This window comes from Gelidibacter salicanalis, assembly GCF_007997285.1.
Classification (GTDB): Bacteria; Bacteroidota; Bacteroidia; order Flavobacteriales; family Flavobacteriaceae; genus Gelidibacter; species Gelidibacter salicanalis.
In genome coordinates, this window is record NZ_VORX01000004.1 from 95710 (window position 1) to 117537 (window position 21828).

A 21828-nucleotide genomic window follows, 5' to 3' on the forward strand; every position below is an offset into this window, starting at 1 on the left:
AAGATATTACATGAAGAATAATTTTAAAACCATCATAGAATCAGAAACGCCAGTATTGGTGGATTTTTATGCAGATTGGTGTGGCCCGTGTAAGACATTGGCGCCCATCCTTAAAAGTGTCAAAACTGAACTGGGAGATGCAGTGAAAATCGTCAAAATTGACGTTGATAAAAATCAGCTTTTAGCTTCCAATTATCAAGTAAGAGGGGTGCCAACTATGGTGCTTTTCAAGAACGGACAACAAGTTTGGCGGCAGTCAGGTGTGCTGCAAAAAGAGGACATCATTAAGGTGATAAAATCACATTAGAAATGTGTTGTTTCTTCTATTTGATTGGGTGTTAACTGATTAATATCATATTCAGGAGCGTATAATAGCATTATATTGGTGATCTAAAATACGCCATCATGTACATTACTCTCGAAGCAAAAGAAAGCAAGTTTGTATTAGAAAACAACTATTTGGGACACTTGTCCTATATCTATCAGAATAGACCCTATGTGGTGCCTATTACGTATTACTACGATACTGCAAAGAATGTCATCATTTGCTATTCTGGTGAAGGCCATAAAATGCAAGCTATGCGACAGAACAATCGAGTAGCAATGAACGTGATTGATGTGGCTGCACTTACAAAGTGGAAATCTGTAACCATACATGGTATTTTTGAACAGCTTTTTGCGAGCGAAGCCAAATCGTATTTACATGATTTTTCGTTGGGCATTAAAGCTTTGGTAGAGGAAAAAGAATTGAAAGAATTAAGCTTTATAAGTGAGTTTTCCAGTAAGATGGTAAACGAAAATTTGCCCATGATATTCATCATAAAGATTGATGAAATCACGGGCAAATTACGTAAGGACTAGTTTTTAAAGTTTATTTAAGCTATTACTATTTCATAATACGGGTCAAGTGGAAGAATTTTTTATAGCTTTCAGGAATCGTATTGATATCTAATAAAGATCCAGGTTCCATTGAAGGATATATTTCGTCAAAAGTTTTCACGTCCAACAATCCAATTCTCTTGCTGATATGACCACGTGTCAATTCACTTGGATCATTTAGTCCTGCTGCAGCAACAAGTTCTAAGAAACTGTGGATGGTTGCTTCGTGGTAACGTTTAGCTCTAGGCGCTTTATCTTCAACCACCAATCCTTTAACCAAGGATGGGTTTTGAGTTGCCACACCTACAGGACAAGTATTCGTATTACATTGTAAAGCTTGGATACATCCAATAGAAAGCATCATGGCACGTGAACTGTTACACCCATCGGCACCAAATGCAATGGCGCGAGCCATATGGAAACCAGTGATGATTTTTCCTGCTACTATAATTTTAATATCATCTCTTAATCCAAACCCTACTAAGGTATCGTGAACAAAAATCAATCCTTCACGTAATGGCATGCCCATGGAGTTAGAGAATTCCACTGGCGCAGCTCCGGTACCACCTTCACCACCATCAATAGTGATAAAGTCTGGACGAATGCCCGTGTAGATCATAGCCTCACAGAAATCCATAAACTCCTGTTTTCTACCAATACATAATTTAAAACCAATTGGTTTGCCATCAGAAAGATCTCTTAAGCGTTTGATAAAATACATAAATTGAATAGGATCAGCAAAAGCAGAGTGGGAAGGTGGGGAGTGCACCGCGATTCCTGGTTTTACGTGTCTAATTTTTGCAATCTCCGGGGTGTTTTTTGAAGCTGGTAAAATACCACCGTGCCCTGGTTTTGCACCTTGAGACAATTTAATTTCTATCATTTTTACTTGAGGGCGTAGCGCATTAGCCGTGAAAGTAACTTCATTAAAAGTTCCGTCATCATTTCTACAGCCAAAATAACCGGTTCCAATCTGCCAGATTAAATCGCCACCGTGCTCTAAATGATAATCACTAATACCACCTTCGCCAGTATTGTGCGCAAAATTCCCCATTTTAGCACCTTGGTTTAAGGCGAGAACTGCATTTTTACTCAACGATCCAAAACTCATCGCTGAGATATTCAATAAACTTGAAGAATAAGGTTGTTTACACTCTTTTCCACCAATTAATAATCGAGGAAATTCTCCAATTTCCTTTGGGTTATTCTTAGCATACATAGAATGTTCTAGCCACTCATAACCGGAATGGTATAAATCCATTTGTGTTCCAAAGGGCTCCGTATCATTTTCTCCTTTTGCTCTTCTATAAACCAAAGATCTCAGGATACGATTTAAAGGTCGTCCTTCAGTATCGGTTTCCACAAAATACTGCATAATTTCTGGACGAATCGACTCTAAAATATATCTGAAACGACCTATTAAAGGAAAGTTTCTACGGATGGTATGACTCTTTTGAAAAATGTCAAAAACACCGAGCATTATTAGTGGAATGACCAAAATAAAAGCCCATAAAATGGGGCTCCAGACCAATGAGATTCCAATAATGACTACAGTGACAATAATCGAAATTAAAATAAATTTTTCGCGAACTTTCATCTTTTAAATTGATTTAAAATGCAAATATACTACTACAAAATCGGATTGCATACTAAAACGATATAGTTTCAATTAATTTCTTTATTCATTTACACTATCTATGGTAACGCGCTATGCAAATCGTGGGTCAAAAGTATTTATTTTCGGCAGAATCCGAAATAAAAAGTCGGGTAAATAAATTTTCCTTATACCATAATAATAAGCTGTCCATTATTCAAAAATAATTACCCTGTTCTACTGTCTGTTTTTTAATAATTAACAGGCTATTAGGAGATCATAAGATTTTCAGTTTGGAACCATTAACTTTAGACTAATGGTTGTTGCACATATGTGAAGAATGCTTTTGCTTTCTTTAATTATGTCAAGGGGTGATTTAAAAATTTAGAGGTTTGGGGTGGCACTTTTGTATAACACTTAAACTCCTGTTGTAATCCAACTAATATTATTATGCTTTCAGTCAGCATCTTAAAGGTTTGTTGATTACTTTTCGTGTTTCACGGTTTGGATTGAAAAAGCATATTCGTAGGTATATATTCAATTTAGGTTTGGAAGCATTGCATAATACCATATTGCTGCTGCCAAGGACTATTATATTTTAAGAAATAAATTTTAATCCAAATAATTTAGATATTGGCATGCAACTCCTTCAGAATGAATATGGCGGATTGGCTTATTACATTTCTCAGATAGGACGCTCACGTTAAATAGATACTAATAAGATAGTGTTTTATTATAAGGGCATGGTAATTGAATAGTGCTGTAGTCAATCATTCAAATCATTGGTGAAAGCCCGTGATTACTATAAAAATTAACTTTAAAATAAATCAACATGAAAATTAAATTAGCCTCAATGGCTCTGATTGCCATTACTGTGATGGGTTGTAATTCTAGTAAATCGACTACGGATTCGTCCGCAAATACTCAAGATAATTCAGATATGTCCATGGTAGAAAACACCAAATGGGTCATTTCAATTTTAGAAGGCGAAGCGGTGACCAGCAAGGAGCAGAATGGAAAAGAGATTCACTTTACTTTAAATTCTGAAACCAATAGCGTAACGGGTTTTTCAGGATGTAACACTTTTATGGGAACTTATACCTTAAAAGAAGGGAATCGCATCTCATTCTCAAAGATGGCGTCAACTCGTATGGCATGTCCTGAAGGTGATTTTAATGAGCAACAGTTGTTAAACATATTTGAAACGGCTGATAATTTCACAATAGTTGGAAATACTTTGGCGCTTAACAAAGCCAGAAGAGCACCTTTAGCAATTTTTAAAAAAGGCGCGATGGAGCAATCCCTAATTGTAGAAAAATATTGGAAATTGAAAACCTTAGAAGGTAAAGACGTCAAGATGGCAGACAATCAAGAACGCGAAATCTTTTTCACCTTAAAGTCTCAGGATAATAGAGTGACAGGTTTTGCTGGTTGTAATAGCATTAATGGCGAGTTTACTTTGGAAGAAGGCAATAGAATCCGTTTCCATCAAATGGCCACGACCTTAAAAATATGTCCTGATGTAGATGTGAATGAATCAGAATTTTTGAAGATTTTCGAAATTGCGGATAATTATACAATCACTGACGACGAATTGCGTTTAAATGTTGGTAGAAGAGCCCCATTAGCAGTTTTTGAAGCAGTTTATTTTGACTAATTACGGAGTAGCCCAAACTGGTAAACGAGAGCAATAAATAAATCAAAATTTATAAGATATAGACGTGTAACTTTTGTAAGCCTCACTAATATTGAAAACGGAAAAACACATATGGACCATTGGTCATTCCACCAGAACTCTGGAGGAGTTTCTCAATCTGCTTAAAGCAGATGCCATTGAACATTTAATTGATGTCCGACGTTTTCCAGGATCGCGCAAATTTCCGCAGTATAATTTGGAGAATCTAGAACGATCAATACTGGAGCATGGCATGCTGTATACACATCTAGAACCCTTGGGAGGTCGAAGAAAGGCTTCCCAAGATTCTAAAAATACCGTTTGGAACCATCCGTCCTTTAGGGGCTATGCAGATTATATGGAGACGGACGATTTTCAGCAGGCTTACAACACGCTCGAAACTTTAGCGTTACAACATCGGAGTACCATCATGTGTTCTGAAGCCGTTTGGTGGCGTTGCCATCGCTCCATGATTGCAGATGTGCTTAAAGCGAAAGGTTGGGAAGTCATTCATATTTTAGGAGCACAACAACATAAGGAACATCCCTATACCAAACCCGCCAAGATTATTAATGGCCAATTGTCTTATCATTACAACGTTTAATTTAATAATACTTATAAATAGCAAATTTTATGACCACATTATTTCTCTATATAGCACTCAGCCTCGGGTTCATAAGCTCGGAAAACCCTAAACTAACTTTAAATATCACCAATATTGAATCGGTGAAAGGCAACTTGGTTATCGGCGTTTTCAATACGCATGAAAATTTTCTTGAGGATGGTTCAGCCATCAAAACCTATACGTTTAAAGTGGATGCCACTTCAAAACAAATTATTCTTTCTGATTTACCAAAGGGGGAATACGCTATTTCCATGTATCATGACGAAAATTCTGATAACGAATGTAATCGTAACTTTTTAGGAATCCCTAAGGAAGGCTATGCGTTTTCAAATAATGTAAAACCTAAATTTTCTGCTCCAACCTTTGATCAATGTAAGTTTACATTGTCTGGTGATACCTCTTTAGCCATAAAAATGCTAAATTAAATCGGCTCTAATCCTTTTAATCATTTAAACCCATAGCATGATTACCATTCGTAAAGCTACATTAGCTGATCTGGAAAGCATTCACGAGATCGAAGTTTTAAGTTTTAATCAGGGGAGTTATCCACTTTTCGTCTTAAGGCAGTTTTATGATATTTCCAATGATTATTTCTATATAGCTGAACATCAGCGGAACGTAGTGGGATATGTCCTCGGCAATCTTACTAAGCACCTGAATCAGGGTTGGATGCTATCCTTAGGTGTGCATCCAGACTATCGCGGTAAAAACATCGGTAAACTTTTGTCTGAAACGTTGTTAGAAGCGTTGGAGTCTAGCTTTAGTTCAGAAATTTGCTTAACAGTTCACCCTGATAATAGTACAGCTATCAGAATTTATGAAGCTTTGGGATTTGAGAATTCAAAATTCCATGACGCATACTACGGCGTTAATGAGCCCAGATTACTCATGAAAAAAAAGTTCATGTCTAAGCCATTTAATACTTAGTTGTTTTTGATTGCATCCACTCCACACAGTTCCTGAACTTCCCTAAGTATTATTAGGAAATTTACTTGTAATAGCTTATATTCTTCCCATAAGAAATGTGCATTCAGAACCCATGTTCTGAGCTCTTTTTCTGAGAGCACTACATTTTTTCTTAAGCTTCATTACCGAAGCTTTTTCCAAAACATAAACATTTTATTAATAGTTTGTTTAGCTGTCTGAATATTGGACAGGTTCGCAAACAAAAACTTATGATTATATATGAATAAGATCAAAAACAAAAACACTAACAAGAAACGCGTAGGAATTATTGGTTCCGGACCAAGTGGATTAGCACAATTAAGAGCTTTCGAAGCCGCAAAAAATGCAGGTTTAGAAGTCCCCGAAGTTGTTTGTTTTGAAAAGCAAAGTAATTGGGGTGGGATGTGGAACTATTCGTGGCGTACGGGCGTAGGCAAATACGGAGAGCCTATTCACGGCAGTATGTATAAATATTTGTGGTCTAACGGTCCTAAGGAGTGTTTAGAGTTTTCAGATTATTCCTTTGATGAGCATTTTAAAAAGCCCATCTCTTCGTATCCACCAAGACCAGTGTTGTTTGATTACATTCAGGGGCGCATCAAAAAGAACAACGTGCGTGATTATATCCGCTTTGATACCACAGTGCGTTGGGTAAACTTTAATGATGAAACTCAAAAGTTTGAGATGGTGTTAGACGATTTAAAAATCGACAAAACCTATACTGAAGAGTTTGATTATTTAGTGGTGGCTAGCGGTCATTTCTCCACGCCTAATATGCCGTATTTTAAAGGTATTGAGCAATTTCCTGGTCAGGTCATGCACGCCCACGATTTTAGAGGCGCAGATCCTTATAAGGATCAGAATTTACTGATTATAGGGAGTAGTTATTCAGCTGAAGACATAGGTGTCCAATGTTATAAACACGGCGCAAAATCAGTGACCTTGAGTTATAGAAGTAACCCCATTGGGGTGAATTGGCCCGAAGGTATTTCTGAAGTGCCATTATTGACTCATTTTGAAAATGACGTTGCACATTTTAAAGACGGCACTTCTGGGAAGTATGACGCCGTCATTATGTGTACAGGGTACCAACATAAGTTTCCGTTTTTACCGGATGAATTGCGTTTAAAAACGAAAAACAATCTGTATCCTAACCACTTGTATAAAGGTGTTTTCTTTAACAATTTGCCCCAATTGATTTATTTGGGAATGCAAGATCAATATTATACGTTTAATATGTTTGACGCCCAAGCTTGGGTAGCGAGAGATTTTATGATGGATCAGTTACCATTGCCATCAAAGGCGGAGCGTCGCTTAGATATGGACAAATGGTTAGAAGCAAATGACAAATTAGAAACGAGCTTTGATCATGTTGATTTCCAAAGTGACTATATAAAAGATTTGTTGGCCTTATCTGATTATCCAGATTTTAATGTTGATAAAGTTGCAGAAATGTTTAAGGAATGGCTCAAGGATAAAGATGAGAACATTTTGACCTACAGAGATAAAACCTTTCAAAGTGTAGTTACCGGTACCAAGGCAGAAACCCACCACACCGAATGGATGGATGAATTGGATGACAGTAAAGAACGGTATCTGTTTCAGGATGAGAATGAAGAAGCCTTGGAAGAAATTATGGAAAAGCAACCGATATAATTCCACTTCTGTAAAATTTACAACATTTTTTACTCTATAAATTCCCATAGCTTTTAACAACGCGTTAAAAGCTGTGGGTTTTTTTTGTATATATTTGAACCTTACCTATACAGATGGTTGGCGCATTATGCACATTTATGATTTTAAAAATGAACCTTAGCTTGTAACCGAAAATAGATTTACAAATGAATTGGCTGCTGCTCGGACAAATAGTTTACATCATCTTTATCATCTTCGTGATTTTACGAGTGATTTTTGATACCCGAAGCAGTGTCAAAGCTTTAGCTTATATTCTCTTTATCATATTTGTACCCATCATTGGGGTCATTTTCTATTTCTCTTTTGGTATCAATTACCGCAAACGCAAATTATACACTAAAAAAATCATTAAGGACGAACAGCTCCGTCAGAATCTAAGGGGTCGGATGAATGCCTATTCGCAACGGGTGAGTGATTCCGGATTGGTGCCAAAGGAATACGATAAGTTAATCGCTTACATTCGTGGGGCTGGCAGCAGTCCATTAACCGCCAACAATACCGTTAAACTTTTAATCAATGGGGAAGAAAAATTCCCTGAGTTATTAAAAGCTTTAGAGAAGGCTACCTCACACATCCATATTGAATACTATATTTTTGAAGATGACATTACTGGCAATTCTGTGGCAGATGTGCTCATTAAAAAGGCTAAGGAAGGTGTTCAGGTCCGGTTTATGTACGATGATTTTGGTAGTCATGGTCTCGGTCAAAAGTTTATCAAAAAGCTTCAAGATGGTGGTGTTCAAACCGCTCCTTTTTATAAAATTATTTGGTATGCCTTTGCCAACCGACTCAATTATCGGAACCATAGAAAGATTATAGTTATTGATGGCGAGGTTGGCTTTATTGGGGGCATTAATATGAGTGATCGTTATAGAAATGATTTAAACACAGAGAATCATTTGTACTGGCGGGATACTCATTTGATGCTTATAGGCCGGGCTACCGCATACCTTCAGTACCTTTTTATTGGCGATTGGAACTTTTGTAGCCCTACCCAATTGGAATATAACGACACCTATTTTCCTGATCAGTCCAAGCAAATCTCCATGAAAAATGAGGTGGTACAAATGGTGGCCTCAGGGCCAGATAGTGTGCAACCCGTCATTTTTTATTCCATTTTACAGGCTATCAGCTCGGCCAAAGAGAGTATTTATATTACAAGCCCATATTTCATTCCAGGAGAAAGCTTGATGGATGCTTTAATTATTGCGGTACAGAGTGGGGTAAGGGTAAAAATCATTGTGCCCGGAATTTCTGATTCGCGCATGGTCAATGCTGCAGCAAGCGCTTATTACACCGAATTATTACAGTTTGGAGCGGAGATTTATCAATACACAAAAGGGTTTGTGCACGCAAAAACCATGGTTATTGACGATAATTTAGCTATTATTGGCTCAGCAAATATGGATTACCGTAGTTTTGATTTAAATTTTGAAGTTAATGCCATGGTGTATAGTACAGAAATAGCAAAACAATTGACCGATGCGTTTAAAAATGATCTTGAAGGATCTGTTAAAATTAACCCAAATTTGTGGTTAAATCGACCAAAAATTGCTCAATTGCTGGAAAAAATTGTGAGATTACTATCGCCTTTTCTTTAACTTTACCGAAAATGAATTATAAATGATTAGAAAGCTATTCCTTACACCATTACAGAAGTTTATTAAAATTGAAAGTTTCAGTGGTATATTGCTGATGCTAAGTACCGTACTGGCCCTTATTTGGGCAAATTCTCCACTCGGAGATTCCTATCGAGATCTTTGGCAATACGATCTTGGGATTGTTACAGAGAGTTTCGAATTCAAAAAACCTTTAATCCTTTGGATCAACGACGGGTTAATGGCTATATTCTTTTTTTTAATTGGTCTCGAGATTAAACGAGAACTTTTGATAGGTGAATTGAACTCAACCCGGAAAATAATGTTTCCGTTGGTTGGAGCTTTAGGAGGCATGGTCATACCAGTCGTATTTTTCTTGGTGCTCAATCAAAATCCTGAAACTGTAAAAGGTTGGGGTATTCCAATGGCTACAGATATTGCGTTTTCCCTAGCCATACTAAATGTGCTTGGCAATAGGGTGCCGTTAAGTCTTAAAATCTTCCTGACCGCTTTCGCTATTGTTGATGATATTGGTGCTGTTTTGGTAATCGCAGTCTTTTATAGTGGCGCGATTAATACAACGCTACTAATGATAGCATTAGGCTTGTTAGTATTTCTATACTTTCTATCTTTTAAAGGTTACTTTTCAAAATTTGTACTGGTCTTTGTAGGGGCCATCATTTGGTTCCTATTCTTAAAATCAGGAATTCACCCTACTGTGGCAGGTATATTATTGGCCTTCTCAGTGCCAATCCGTCAAAAAATTGACACCTCAACATTTTTAACGCATCTTGATGTCGTTTATAATAACATCAAAAACTCGAGTGTTTTACAAACGCCCATATTGTCTGATGAGCAGATTAAAAATGTATATGAGCTGCAAAATTGGTCGTATAAGTTCAGATCGCCCTTACAACATATGGAACACAGTCTTCACGGATGGGTCGCCTATTTTATCATTCCGATTTTTGCGCTCGCCAATGCTGGTGTGTTGATTGACAGTTCAGTAGAGTTAGACACCGCCTTGGTGATTAACATCATCTTGTGTTTGATAATTGGTAAAGGTGTTGGAGTTTCATCATTTGTACTATTGGCAAAGAAAATTGGAATTATTGAAATCCCGCGAGAAATCAGTTTTACCCAAATTTTAGGGGTGTCATTCTTAGCAGGTATCGGATTTACGATGGCTATTTTCATTGCGAGTTTAGCCTTTGTGACGCATCCAGAATATATAGATTCTGCTAAAATTGGTATTCTTATAGGGTCATTCATATCTGCAATTATCGGATATATGATATTGCGAATGGGTTCTAATACCATACCAACGAAATCAAAAATCGCCGCGTAGTGTAAACCGTTTTCGTTATTTCTAAATACATTAAAATGCTTGCGCTTCCTTTCGAAACATTGAAAGGAATTGTAAGCATTTTTTTATGCGCATAGTTTTAAATATGCATTAAAAGGCATAGGGGTGCTGATGCAATGCTTGAATTTGCTTCGCCATAAATAGTGCTTAAAAGAGCCGTTAATGGCCATGGCAAGCTTGGGCACATTATTCCTGAATGCGTCAATACTATTGTGTTTCCGGACTTGTTTTACAGGGAAAAGTCTTAAATTTATGGAGTGATGGGATAGTATTGTAGTAAGCAATGTTTAAGAAAGAGGCCCATCTGAAAAACAAGGCTTTAGAATAGCCGAATTTTTACAAGAAAGACTATGGCAGATAAACAGATAATTGTACTAGGAGGTGGTTTTGCAGGCATAAACTTAGCTAAAAAATTAAGTGGAGCTGAGGGTTTACAAGTCACTTTAGTAGACCGGAATAATTATAATTTTTTTCCACCATTACTCTATCAGGTGGCTACTGGAATGTTAGATATTTCCAGCATTACCATTCCTTTCAGAACTTTATTTACAAAGAAAAAGAATTTGCACTTTAGGTTGGGTGAAGTGGAGGCTATTGATGCCACAGTTCAAACCGTAAAATTGTCTACTGGAACTATAAATTATGATTATCTAGTAGTTGCTACAGGTACAGAAAGTAATTTTTTCGGGGTGGATAATATCGAAAAAAATGCGCTCGCCATGAAAAATGTAAACGATGCTATCAAACTGAGAAATTATCTCATTATGGAAGGCGAGAAGTATACGTTCTGTACAGATGAGGATGAAAAACGTAAGATGCGTAACATTGTTATTTCTGGAGCAGGACCTTCAGGCGTTGAGATTGCCGGTATGATTGCGGAAATGCGCAAGCGTAAGTTGATGGATATTTATCCGGAGTTAGACGGACAGCAACTAAATATTTATCTCGTGGACGGCGCTCCTTCGGTTTTGCCACCGATGAGCGAAAAATCACAAAGATATACCCAGAAAACACTGGAAAATTTGGGCATCATCGTAAAGCTCAATAAATTGGTTTCAGATTATACTGACGATAAAGTCTATTTTAAGGATGGCGAAACTATAGAGACCAAAACGCTTATTTGGACTGCGGGGGTCACGGGAATCAAAATAAAGGGGATCGCGGACGATGCTTATGAAAAAGGAAATAGGCTGCAAGTAGATGCTTTTAATAGAGTTTTAAATTACGACACCATCTTCGCCATAGGCGATGCCTGTATACAAAAGACAGATCCTGAATTTCCTGAAGGTCATCCACAATTGGGAAGCGTCGCCCAACAACAGGGCAAAGCGTTGGCCGATAATTTTGTAGCGCTAGTAAAAAATGAAAAATTACAGCCTTTCCGTTATCAGGATAAAGGCGCCATGGCCATCATAGGCGATCAGAAGGCTGTGGCGGATATGACCTTTCCAAAAACTACACTTACCGGTTGGATAGCTTGGTTTTCGTGGTTGTTTGTTCATTTATTCTTATTGGTTAGCTACCGCAATAAATTCAGAACCTTCTGGAATTGGTTCAATGCTTATGTGGGTAAAGGTCATTCTCAGGGAGTTATGGTAGGGCAAACGGTTACGGATCCTACAGCATTGGAATAATGTCAATCACGTAATAATTGCAGAACCCTGAAGCAGTCAATAATCATAGCAATCAAGCACCCAAATGCGAGTAATAATGGGTATTTTGTGGGTAAGCCATGAAGCGACGTGGCAGCTAATTTATCAAAAACAATAATTAATAAATTTAAAATTTCATATGAAAACAAACATCGGAATTACAAAAGCAAATAGAGAAAAAGTAACAGAAGTATTATCAAAATTATTAGCAGATGAGTTTGTTCTGTATACTAAAACCTTAAGAGCACATTGGAACTTAGAAGGACACGACTTTCACACTAAACACTTATTTTTTGAGGACCATTATAACGCTATCAAAAAATTCACCGATACCGTTGCAGAACGTATCAGAAAAGTTGGTAATTATGCACCGGGAACTTTGAAAGAATTTTTAGAGTTAACACACTTGTCAGAAAAATATACAGGTGACAATTCTAGTCATGATTATTCTGCAGCTTTATTGGACGATCACGATACGATTATTCAATACATTCGTGAAAACATCTCAAAAGTTGAAGACGATTTCAAAGATGCAGGTACCGCAGATTTCTTAACCGGAATTATGATGGAGCATGAGGAAATGGCTTGGATGCTTAGAGCGACTATCGCTAAATAAATATTATTTTATCCATAATTTGAAAAGGCTAAATTCAACTATTGAATTTAGCCTTTTTTTTTACAGTATCTCTTCTTCATGATAATTATGACCATTAGCGTAAAGGTTTCTAAAATTGTAATTTAAAAATTGTAAATTCTATATCTTTGACCAGAATTGGTTTAGGGTGCTACGGTTGCGGGTTTAACAAAGCGTAAATCTTTAAATTACAGCGTGATCAAACGCATCAGCATCTCTAAACTTTTCGCTAATCGTGTGGTTAATTTACAAAATTAGCGCAAAAATAAATTTTAATACAAATGACTGAATTTTTTGAAACTTACAGATCCCATATTATCTATGGGGTGGTAGTCATAGCAATTGTCTCCACCCTATTTCTGCTCACAAATTTTATAAATAGATGGTTATTGCGAAAGGAAGCGGAGAAACAACCAGGCGTTCCCGTCAGACCTTTAAAAATTTTAAAGCAAACCCTCAATACCTTGTGGTTGGTGTTAGGGTTTATTGCTTTGAGCTTTATTTTTGTGGATGGCGACAAGAACGAAACTTTAAAGGAGTATTTCAGATTAGCGGTGCATTTAGGCTTGGTGACAGTCACCACAATTGTATTGGCCACAGTTGTCAACATGTGGTTTAAGCGTAAGATTGAAGAAAAAATAGTCTATCAGTATGATCCCACCAGCTACAAGTTCCTGCGCTATGTCGCAGTCTTTACAATTTGTTTTCTCGGGGTGCTTTTTGGTTTATTAGCATTTCCTTCGCTAAAAGGTGTTGCGCAAACCGCACTAGGTGGGGCGGGGGTCATCGCGATAATCGCTGGTGTGGCCTCTCAAGAAGCCTTGTCGAACTTGGTTGGCGGTGTGTTCATTATTTCCTTTAAGCCTTTTAAAATTGGCGATGTCATCAAACTAAGCGATACCATGGTGGGCACCGTCACGGATATTACCTTACGGCATACTGTAATTCGGAATTTTGAGAATAAGATGATCGTCATTCCTAACGCCGTCATAAATAAAGAAAAATTGATCAATTATGATTTAGGAGAACTGAAGTGTTGCGAACACATTGAAGTAGGCATTTCTTACGATAGTAATATCGCGACGGCCAAACAAATCATGCAAGAAGAGTGTGAAAAACACCCTTTAATTTACGATAACCGTTCTGAGATTGATAAACAGAATGGAAAACCGATTGTGAGGACCGCACTTACTAAAATAAATGATTCGTCTTATACTATAAGAGCTTGGGCTTGGGGCCGAAATTTTACCGATACTTTTAATTTAAAGTGCGACGTTTTTGAAAGCATCATCAAACGCTTTGATGAATCGAATATTGAAATGGCTTACCCTACCCGTACCATTTACACCATAAGTGATACCAATAATAAAGTTACTGTTGAAGCACCGTCCACAGAAAATTAAGTAAATGAAAAATGTGCTATTACCATGAAGTCACCTCCATTTTAATAGCACATTTTTATTAAATAGCGCTCTTAGTTGTAGTTAGAAAAACCACCTTCTAAATCGTAAATTTCTTCAAAGCCCAATTCGGATAGGATTTTTGCGGCTTTGCCACTTCTGTTACCGCTTTTACAGTAAATGTAGATGGGTTGATCTTTGTCCATAGTTGCAAAAGCCGATTTGAAATCATCTCTGAAAAAATCAATGTTCAGAGCAGTGTCAATATGGCCTTCAGCATATTCTTCTGGGGTTCTCACATCTACTAATTGTACTTGCGTTTCGGAAATAGCAGCTTTATACTCGGCGGCAGTCAGTACTTCAGATTGCGCGGCGGCATTGGCGTCTTTCTCTTTACAGGAAAAGCTGATTAAAACAAGGAGTAGGATTAATTTTTTCATAATATATAGTGTTTAAGATTAAAATCGGAACTTGAGAAAATATTAAGAGCTTTAAAAGTATTATTTTTTTTTTGAGGACGCTTTCGTGATGCGCATTATCTTTTAAAAACCCAAATTGGGTAAATGTTTTAGTTACAATCCTGACTGCATAATTGCTGCACCTCATTCAATACCCGATCTATCTTACTATCCGATAAACCGATGTTTACTAATTTTTCCTTGCCGTTAAATAATTCCTTTACCAATATCACGTCAGATTCTATGAGGAGATGCTTTTCCCGTTTGTTTAACGTTGTTAGGGTGGTTACGGGGTAAAGCGCTAAGGAGTCGATATTGGCCTTTAGTCCATTGTCTTTTGGGTAATCCCAACTGAGCATGGTCAAACCCACACATTTTCCGTAGTTGACGGCATCTGCGGTAAATCGGGTATTGGTCACCAGCCAGCCTTGTTTTAAATGAGACGTGTTTTTGGAGTTGGCATTCCACTGTTCTTGAATGTCTAAAAACCTCGAATTAATATATAAGGGTATTTTTACATTGCTAGTGGCCCTAGCATCGGAATGGAATTTACACTCAATGGTATACACGTTGCCATCTTTTTCTGCTAGGACATCAATTTCATGTGTGACACATGCACCAGCTAAGGTTACACTCACTTTGGTGTCATAGCCTTTCTCTTTTAATAAAGCGCCGATCAATCTTTCAAACGGATAGCCGGTGGGCCCCAGTTCTAAGATAGCGCGTTTTAAACTGTAGCGCGAGGCAGTGCTTTTATGTTTACCCTTTAAGATACTAAAGGCTTTTCTATATATGGTGTTAGAAGACATGCCGTCATAAATTTGGCTTTGAATTTTTTCGACAATGGTCTCGACCATTTCTTGGTTGGCACCGGCTGATCGCAAAGATCTTCTAAGTTTTTCAAAGGAAAATAATTCCGTTTCTCCGTTACTTTTTTTAATATATACTTGGTGTTCCATAGGTTGTTAAATATGTTGAAATCTGATAATTTTGAAAAGTGTTGCTTAGGTTTGCTAGATGTTAGCACAACTCTGGTTTTCATTTTAATTGCCCCCTAAATATAGAAGATTTATAACAGTTTTAGGTGGTTTTTTTATAACTCCATACTGCCAAACCATTCATGAGAATAGCGTATACCAAGGTTTTGATGAGTTGCGGTAGTATATCTAAAAACCCGGAACCTTTGAGCATCACCATCCGCATCACTTCTACGTAATACTTAATGGGATTGAATTCGGTCATTAGCTGCGCCCATTTTGGCATGCTTTCAATTGGTGTAAATAGCCCACTCATCAAAATAAAAATCACCATAAAAAACCAAGCAATAAACATGGCTTGTTGCTGGGTGTCGGTGAAATTTGAGATAAATAGTCCAATGCCTAATACCACTAAAATGTAAATTGAGGTGTAAAGGTAGAGCAGTAGTAAACTGCCCAGCATTGGGATGTTAAAAATGAGTTTCGCGATGATCAGTCCGATGCTCAATAATGCCATTCCAATTGCCCAAAACGGAAAGAGTTTTCCAATTATGAATTGACTTTTCTTTATGGGCGTAACATTAATCTGCTCCAAAGTCCCTATTTCTTTTTCCCGCACAATATTCATTCCCGAAAGGAAAAGGGTAATCATGGTGACTAATAAGACCAAAATTCCCGGGACCATGAAAGTTTTGTAATTTAAGGTTTCATTATACCAGAATAATGGAATGGTCTCAATCATGACCGGTTGAATCTGAGCATCGGAAATTTGAGATAAATCTATTATAATAGACTGATTATAGCTTTGGACGATTTGTGAGATATAAACATTTTCCACCCCTGCAGCAGCGCCGTCAATGGCATTAATCGTAACGCCTAATGTATGGTGTTGTTCTGTTTGTAAGTCGCGCGCAAATTGTTGGGGAATTTCCATGACGACATCAACTTCACCTCGCAACATGGCGGCGCCTGCTCGTATTTGCGTAGGATAAGCTTGCAGCACATTAAAATAAGTGGACGCTCCGAATTTTTCGATTAGTGCCCGCGAGGTCGCGCTGCGATCGTTATCAATATAGCCGAACTTAATATTCTTGACCTCAAAGGTGGCGGCATTGGAAAGTATTACCAGTTGGAGTAGGGGCAATATAAAAATGATAGGAAGCATACCCTTATTTCTAAAGATTTGCTTGAACTCTTTTTGTATGATGTAAAGGATTGTTTTCATAATATTCCCGCAAAGGCGGAAATCTCTTTTTTAATTATTAATACCTTAAAACTTCACCACTGCCCGATAGCTATCAATCCCAACTAATTTAATTTTTTATCGCTTACTGCCTACTGCTTACTGCCTACTGCCTACTGCCTACTGCGGACTGCCTACTATTTCACTCCAATCGTATTTTATACTTCTTCACACTCAACGCAATAAAAAATACCGTCATTCCCAATAAAATCAAGGTTTCTTTCCATATAAACTCTAAGCCTACACCTTTCAGCATAATGGCTTTTAAAATGATGATAAACCATTTGGCGGGGATAATGTTACTTAAAATTTGAAGCGGCATTGGCATGCTGGAAATGGGGAAAATAAATCCGGACAATAAGATCACGGGCAGCATCAATCCCATTAATGAAATCATCATTGCGGTTTGCTGTGTGGCGGAAATTGTGGATATTAAAATGCCTAAAGCGAGTGAAGTGATGATAAAAAGCACACTCTCCAATCCTAATAGCAAAAGACTGCCTTGAATGGGCATATTTAAAATAAAAATGCTCAACATGACAATTACAATGGCATTAATAATGGATAGGAAAATATAGGGAATCACTTTTCCGATAATCACTTGAAAAGGTTTTAAAGGCGACACCAACAAGATTTCCATCGTGCCTAACTCTTTTTCTCTGGTAATCGAAATAGAGGTCATCATTGCCGAAACTAACATCAGAATAATGGTCATTACGCCGGGGACAAACATGTACACACTCTTAAGTTCAGGATTGTAAACCATGCGGGTTTGTGGGATTATTTGATAAGCCACGTGGACGTCTTTATTCAGCTCTTTTTGATAGTGCTGAAGAATGGCATTAACATAATTGGTAATTGTATTTGCCGTATTTGGGTCCGTGGCATCCGTAATTATTTGGATGGTAGCCTTGTTTTCTTTAATAAGGTTTTTACTGAAATTTCTTTCAAAATTTAGAACCGCTTTTACGTTTCCTTTTTCAAATACAGAGGCGATATCCGCTTCGCGAGTGACCATTTGTTTGATGCTAAAATACTTTGAAGCCGCAATTCTGTTGATGATTTCCTCTGTTGTGGTATCTTTAGATGTGTTTAAAATGGCGATATCCACATTGTTGATTTCATTGGTAATGGCAAATCCAAACAGTAAAATTTGGGCAATAGGCATCCCGAAGAGAATAAACAAGGAGCGTCTATCCCTAAAAATGTGGTAGAATTCTTTTTTTATGAAGCCTATAAATCTTTTCATCGTAAGTCCCTGCGAAGGGAGGGATCTCTTATTAAATTCTTAATTTTATATTTCCCGCAGATGACGCTGATTTGCGCAGACGGAGAAGTATGCTGGTGGCGTTCTTTTTTCAACGAGTATTTATATTATCAGACGAATCTTATAATCCGTTTACTTTTCTAAAAATCCCTTCCGTTATATTATCAACATTAAAGTTGACTAAAATTCCGAGTTTTAAGCCAGTTAGTTTTAAATAGGTCAAAATTTGTTTATGATGTACTTTCTCTATTTTTTCTACGGATTTGATTGCAATTATAACTTTATTATTAACTAACACATCCAGTCTAAAGCCAATTTGCAATTTTACATCTTCATAAATAATTGGTAGAGGAACTTGTCGTTTAATGGATAATCTTTGTTTTTGTAACTCGAAACATAGAACAGCTTCATAGACTGATTCTAATAGACCTGGACCTAATTCATTATACACCTTGAAAATGGCTCCTCTAATGATATATGAAATATCATTTTCTGATTTTGATTCCATAATTATTAACTTTTTAAGGTTCTCCCGAAATTACTCCGGTTTCTTTATAGACTATCTTTTTATTTCCGCGTAAATCCGCGAAATCTGCGGGATTATTTTTCTACCCGCGAGCCAACTTTAAAAACACATCATTCATGCTCTCCGCCTGAAACTGTTCTTTAAGTTTTTTTGGCGTATCCAACGCTTCAATTTTTCCATTCACCATGATAGAAACACGATCGCAATATTCGGCTTCATCCATATAGTGTGTAGTTACAAAAATGGTTGTGCCTTGGTGGGCTGCTTTATAAATCATTTCCCAAAACTGACGTCTGGTAATTGGGTCAACGCCTCCTGTAGGTTCATCTAAAAACACAATTTTAGGATCGTGAAACAAGGACACTGAAAAGGAAAGTTTCTGTTTCCAACCTAGAGGCAATGCGCCAACCAATTGATTCGCAACATTTTCAAGACCAAGCTCCTGAATTAAAGCCTCTGATTTTTCTTTAATTCGTTTTCGGGTCAAGCCATATATACCTCCAAAAAAGTTGATATTTTCTTTCACGGTTAAATCGTCATACAAGGCAAACTTCTGACTCATATACCCGATATTTTTTTTAATGTCCTCAGCCTGAGTATACACATCAAATCCCGCCACGGTAGCACGACCAGAGCTTGGATGCGATATTCCAATTAGCATTTTCATGGCTGTGGTTTTTCCGGCACCGTTAGCGCCCAAGAACCCAAAGATTTCTCCTTTTTTAACCTCAAATGAGATGGCATTTACAGCTGCAAAATCACCAAACATTTTGGTTAAACCTTCAACTTTTATGACTTCGTCATGGCTCATTTTTTAGTGAATTTTGTTTCATCGGCTTAGCAGATTTGTGTTGTGGTTTTTAACTGCGTTCAAATTGATTTTTATGTTGATAATTCCATAAAGCTGTCTTCAATGGTAGCCTCTGTTCTTTCAATTTGAATATCGGATAAGGTCTTAGATTCTAAATAAACTTTTAAATCTTCCGGATTAAAATCGGAGCGAGTGTCCGTGTAATGTACAAACTCGCCAAAAGGGTAAACACTATGGTGGTGTTCATAGGTTTTTAAACTTGTGATCAGCTGGTACATATTTGTTGACCGTACGTTATATAGAGACGTTGGATAATGTTTTACTATCGCTTCTGGCGTGTCTATCTGCAAAATTTTACCATCTTGGATTAAAGCAACGCGATCACACAAAGCGGCCTCATCCATATAAGGGGTGGAAACTAAAATGGTAATCCCTTTTTGTTGCAAACGCTTTAGCATTTCCCAGAATTCCTTTCTCGAAACCGGGTCGACACCTGTAGTGGGCTCGTCTAAAAACAATACTTTAGGCTTGTGGATCAAGGCACAGCTCAACGCTAGCTTTTGTTTCATACCACCCGATAATTTACCTGCACGACGGTCTTTAAAAGGTTCAATTTGAATATAAATATCTTTAATCAAATTATAATTTTCTTCGATAGTCGTTCCGAAAATTGTCGCAAAGAAATTCAAGTTTTCCTCCACCGTTAAATCGTGATAGAGTGAGAATTTGCCAGGCATATAACCTACGCTATTCCTGATTTTTTTGTAATCTTTAACCACGTCAAATCCAGCCACAGTTGCGGTGCCCTGGTCAGGGAATAAGAGTGTGGTCAAAATTCTGAATAAGGTTGTTTTACCGGCACCATCAGGACCAATTATACCAAAAAGTTCATTCGGTTTCACCTCAAATGAAATGTCCTGCAAGGCTTTTGCATTCTTATAGGATTTTGATATGTTGGTGACGGAAATACCCATTTATTTGAAATATATTGAATACGCATTGATGTTCTCCTCAATACTCAATTTGAGTTTAGAAGCATCTTCAACCGTTTCTACTTTGGAAAGCGCCGCAATTTTTTCAATTAAAGGATGTAACCAAACGTGCAAATTGTCATGGGACGGGCCTACCATTGTGCAATTTTTAACCACGTAGTTTTTATCTTCATTAAGATTTTCGGCCAATTTGTGATAATCTTCCAAACTGTTTGTGGTCTTGGCATAAAAGGTTTTTTGTAATTGTTTAACCCCTTCATTGGTGGTTACATCTGCTTGCCATTGCTCACCATTGTCCATTGCCATGTCTTTTGTCCAAGCATTACCATAGATATTGGAAGTGTCATCACTATGACGTTTATCTGTGACCTCTAGGGCGTTTTCCACGGCATCGGAATGTACGGTGGTTTCTGAAGTTTTACGGTCTTTACAGCCTACGATGGTCAAAAGACCAAGTACGAAAATTAAATGTTTCATTGTTTTTGTTTTTTAGACGTTATAATGTATTAATAAGTATTCGAATTGTTGAGCCATAGTTCAGCAGGCATACCAATTTTTAGGCTTCCGTCATTAGTAACGTCCACTTTAACAGCATATACCAGTGCCACGCGTTCTTCTTTGGTTTGAATGATTTTTGGAGTAAACTCCGCTACCGAAGCAATCCAGCTGATTTTTCCTTTGTAAGATTTCATAGTATCAGCATCGTCAATTTTAATGGTGACGTCCTGCCCAATGTTAATGTTTGCTAACTGATTTTCACTAATATAGACTCTTAATTGCATACTGCCTAAATCGGCAATTTTATACAATGGCCGACCAAAAGAGGTGATTTCCCCAGGTTCTGAATATTTGGTTAACACAGTTCCGTTGATCGGATTTATAATTTTACTTTTCTGAATCTGGTCATCAATTTGTTTGAGTTGTATATCTATACTTTTCAATTCATTGACTACAGGCGCATTCTGGATTTCCACACTGCGAATTTGATTATGTAGAACCTCTATTTCGCCTTGAACATCATCCAATTGTTTTTGCGTGCCTGCATTATCCTTAAACAAATTTTCAGAACGGCTTTTGTTAGTGTTGGCGGTTTTTAATTTTGCGTTTAAAACATTAATTTGAGACAAGACGCCTTTAGATTTTGAACTAATGACCTCTTTGGATACGAACAATTGTTCACGTTTTAAAGCCAAAGGAATGGTATCAATATAGCCAAGAAATTGGTCCTTGATAAGTTGATCTCCTTCATTGACCTCAAACTGTATCAGTTTTCCGTTGTTTTCAGCAGAAACAGTTATTTCTGTCGCTTCAAAATTGCCATAGCCATCTGCTTTTCCGTTGGAATTGTCGCAGGAACATAGAATAGTTGCTGCTAGGCTTAAACTGATTATGTAATTATAGTATGTCATGCTATAGGTGTTTGTTCCCCGCTGATTTCGCTGATTTTCGCAGAATTGTTTTTGATATGTTCTCCATCATCTTCGTTTATCC

Annotated in this window: 22 protein-coding genes; 12 read left to right on the forward strand and 10 right to left on the reverse strand. The window is 37.3% G+C overall.

What is annotated here, in order from left to right; translation table 11 throughout:
* Window positions 1-10: 10 nt before the first annotated feature.
* Window positions 11-307 (forward strand): thioredoxin, encoded by a 297-nt coding sequence (gene trxA, locus ES711_RS09765; RefSeq protein WP_146893058.1) that lies wholly within the window; start codon window positions 11-13, stop codon window positions 305-307.
* A gap of 98 nt (window positions 308-405) precedes the next feature.
* Window positions 406-861, forward strand: a complete 456-nt coding sequence (locus ES711_RS09770) for a pyridoxamine 5'-phosphate oxidase family protein (RefSeq protein WP_146893060.1) — start codon at window positions 406-408, stop codon at window positions 859-861.
* 25 nt (window positions 862-886) lie between these two features.
* On the opposite strand, the gene ES711_RS09775 is transcribed toward ES711_RS09770, so the two are convergent.
* A complete protein-coding gene (locus ES711_RS09775; protein WP_146893062.1) occupies window positions 887-2476 on the reverse strand; it encodes an FMN-binding glutamate synthase family protein in 1590 nt (529 codons plus the stop codon).
* A gap of 829 nt (window positions 2477-3305) precedes the next feature.
* Between ES711_RS09775 and ES711_RS09780 the strand changes: the two genes are divergently transcribed.
* From ES711_RS09780 to ES711_RS09825, 10 genes are all read left to right on the forward strand, one after another.
* Complete coding sequence (locus ES711_RS09780) at window positions 3306-4130, forward strand: META domain-containing protein (RefSeq protein WP_146893064.1); 825 nt, start codon at window positions 3306-3308, stop codon at window positions 4128-4130.
* 91 nt (window positions 4131-4221) lie between these two features.
* On the forward strand, window positions 4222-4752 hold the full coding sequence (locus ES711_RS09785) for a DUF488 domain-containing protein (RefSeq protein ID WP_146893065.1): 531 nt from the start codon (window positions 4222-4224) through the stop codon (window positions 4750-4752).
* A gap of 29 nt (window positions 4753-4781) precedes the next feature.
* The gene (locus ES711_RS09790; RefSeq protein ID WP_146893067.1) at window positions 4782-5198 is read left to right on the forward strand and encodes a DUF2141 domain-containing protein; all 417 of its coding nucleotides are present in this window, start codon (window positions 4782-4784) and stop codon (window positions 5196-5198) included.
* Between the two features lie 37 nt (window positions 5199-5235).
* Complete coding sequence (locus ES711_RS09795) at window positions 5236-5700, forward strand: GNAT family N-acetyltransferase (protein ID WP_146893069.1); 465 nt, start codon at window positions 5236-5238, stop codon at window positions 5698-5700.
* Window positions 5701-5958: 258 nt separating this feature from the next.
* Window positions 5959-7374 carry an NAD(P)-binding domain-containing protein gene (locus ES711_RS09800; RefSeq protein WP_146893071.1) on the forward strand — a complete coding sequence of 472 codons (1416 nt, stop codon included), beginning with the start codon at window positions 5959-5961 and terminating at the stop codon, window positions 7372-7374.
* 185 nt (window positions 7375-7559) lie between these two features.
* Window positions 7560-9014 (forward strand): cardiolipin synthase, encoded by a 1455-nt coding sequence (gene cls / locus ES711_RS09805; protein ID WP_146893083.1) that lies wholly within the window; start codon window positions 7560-7562, stop codon window positions 9012-9014.
* Between the two features lie 22 nt (window positions 9015-9036).
* On the forward strand, window positions 9037-10359 hold the full coding sequence (nhaA, locus tag ES711_RS09810; protein WP_146893085.1) for a Na+/H+ antiporter NhaA: 1323 nt from the start codon (window positions 9037-9039) through the stop codon (window positions 10357-10359).
* 368 nt (window positions 10360-10727) lie between these two features.
* Entirely contained in the window at window positions 10728-12011 is a 1284-nt protein-coding gene (locus ES711_RS09815) for an NAD(P)/FAD-dependent oxidoreductase (protein WP_146893087.1), read from the forward strand.
* 157 nt (window positions 12012-12168) lie between these two features.
* The gene (locus ES711_RS09820) at window positions 12169-12645 is read left to right on the forward strand and encodes a Dps family protein (protein WP_146893089.1); all 477 of its coding nucleotides are present in this window, start codon (window positions 12169-12171) and stop codon (window positions 12643-12645) included.
* A 299-nt stretch (window positions 12646-12944) separates the two neighbouring features.
* Window positions 12945-14066 carry a mechanosensitive ion channel family protein gene (locus ES711_RS09825; protein WP_146893091.1) on the forward strand — a complete coding sequence of 374 codons (1122 nt, stop codon included), beginning with the start codon at window positions 12945-12947 and terminating at the stop codon, window positions 14064-14066.
* Between the two features lie 71 nt (window positions 14067-14137).
* Here the strand turns inward: ES711_RS09825 and ES711_RS09830 are convergent, their stop codons facing one another.
* The 9 genes from ES711_RS09830 to ES711_RS09870 form a co-directional block, all read right to left on the reverse strand.
* On the reverse strand, window positions 14138-14503 hold the full coding sequence (locus tag ES711_RS09830) for a rhodanese-like domain-containing protein (RefSeq protein ID WP_146893093.1): 366 nt from the start codon (window positions 14501-14503) through the stop codon (window positions 14138-14140).
* 128 nt (window positions 14504-14631) lie between these two features.
* Window positions 14632-15480 carry an ATP cone domain-containing protein gene (locus ES711_RS09835; protein WP_146893095.1) on the reverse strand — a complete coding sequence of 283 codons (849 nt, stop codon included), beginning with the start codon at window positions 15478-15480 and terminating at the stop codon, window positions 14632-14634.
* Window positions 15481-15601: 121 nt separating this feature from the next.
* Complete coding sequence (locus ES711_RS09840; protein WP_146893097.1) at window positions 15602-16723, reverse strand: ABC transporter permease; 1122 nt, start codon at window positions 16721-16723, stop codon at window positions 15602-15604.
* A gap of 160 nt (window positions 16724-16883) precedes the next feature.
* Window positions 16884-17990, reverse strand: coding sequence for an ABC transporter permease (locus tag ES711_RS09845; protein ID WP_146893099.1), 1107 nt, complete (start codon window positions 17988-17990; stop codon window positions 16884-16886).
* A 139-nt stretch (window positions 17991-18129) separates the two neighbouring features.
* Window positions 18130-18516, reverse strand: coding sequence for a GxxExxY protein (locus ES711_RS09850; protein ID WP_146893101.1), 387 nt, complete (start codon window positions 18514-18516; stop codon window positions 18130-18132).
* 100 nt (window positions 18517-18616) lie between these two features.
* Window positions 18617-19345, reverse strand: a complete 729-nt coding sequence (locus ES711_RS09855; RefSeq protein ID WP_146893103.1) for an ABC transporter ATP-binding protein — start codon at window positions 19343-19345, stop codon at window positions 18617-18619.
* A gap of 71 nt (window positions 19346-19416) precedes the next feature.
* Window positions 19417-20319 (reverse strand): ABC transporter ATP-binding protein, encoded by a 903-nt coding sequence (locus ES711_RS09860; RefSeq protein ID WP_146893105.1) that lies wholly within the window; start codon window positions 20317-20319, stop codon window positions 19417-19419.
* Window positions 20320-20814, reverse strand: coding sequence for a hypothetical protein (locus tag ES711_RS09865; protein ID WP_146893107.1), 495 nt, complete (start codon window positions 20812-20814; stop codon window positions 20320-20322).
* A 29-nt stretch (window positions 20815-20843) separates the two neighbouring features.
* Window positions 20844-21746, reverse strand: coding sequence for an HlyD family secretion protein (locus tag ES711_RS09870; RefSeq protein WP_146893109.1), 903 nt, complete (start codon window positions 21744-21746; stop codon window positions 20844-20846).
* Window positions 21747-21828 lie beyond the last annotated feature (82 nt).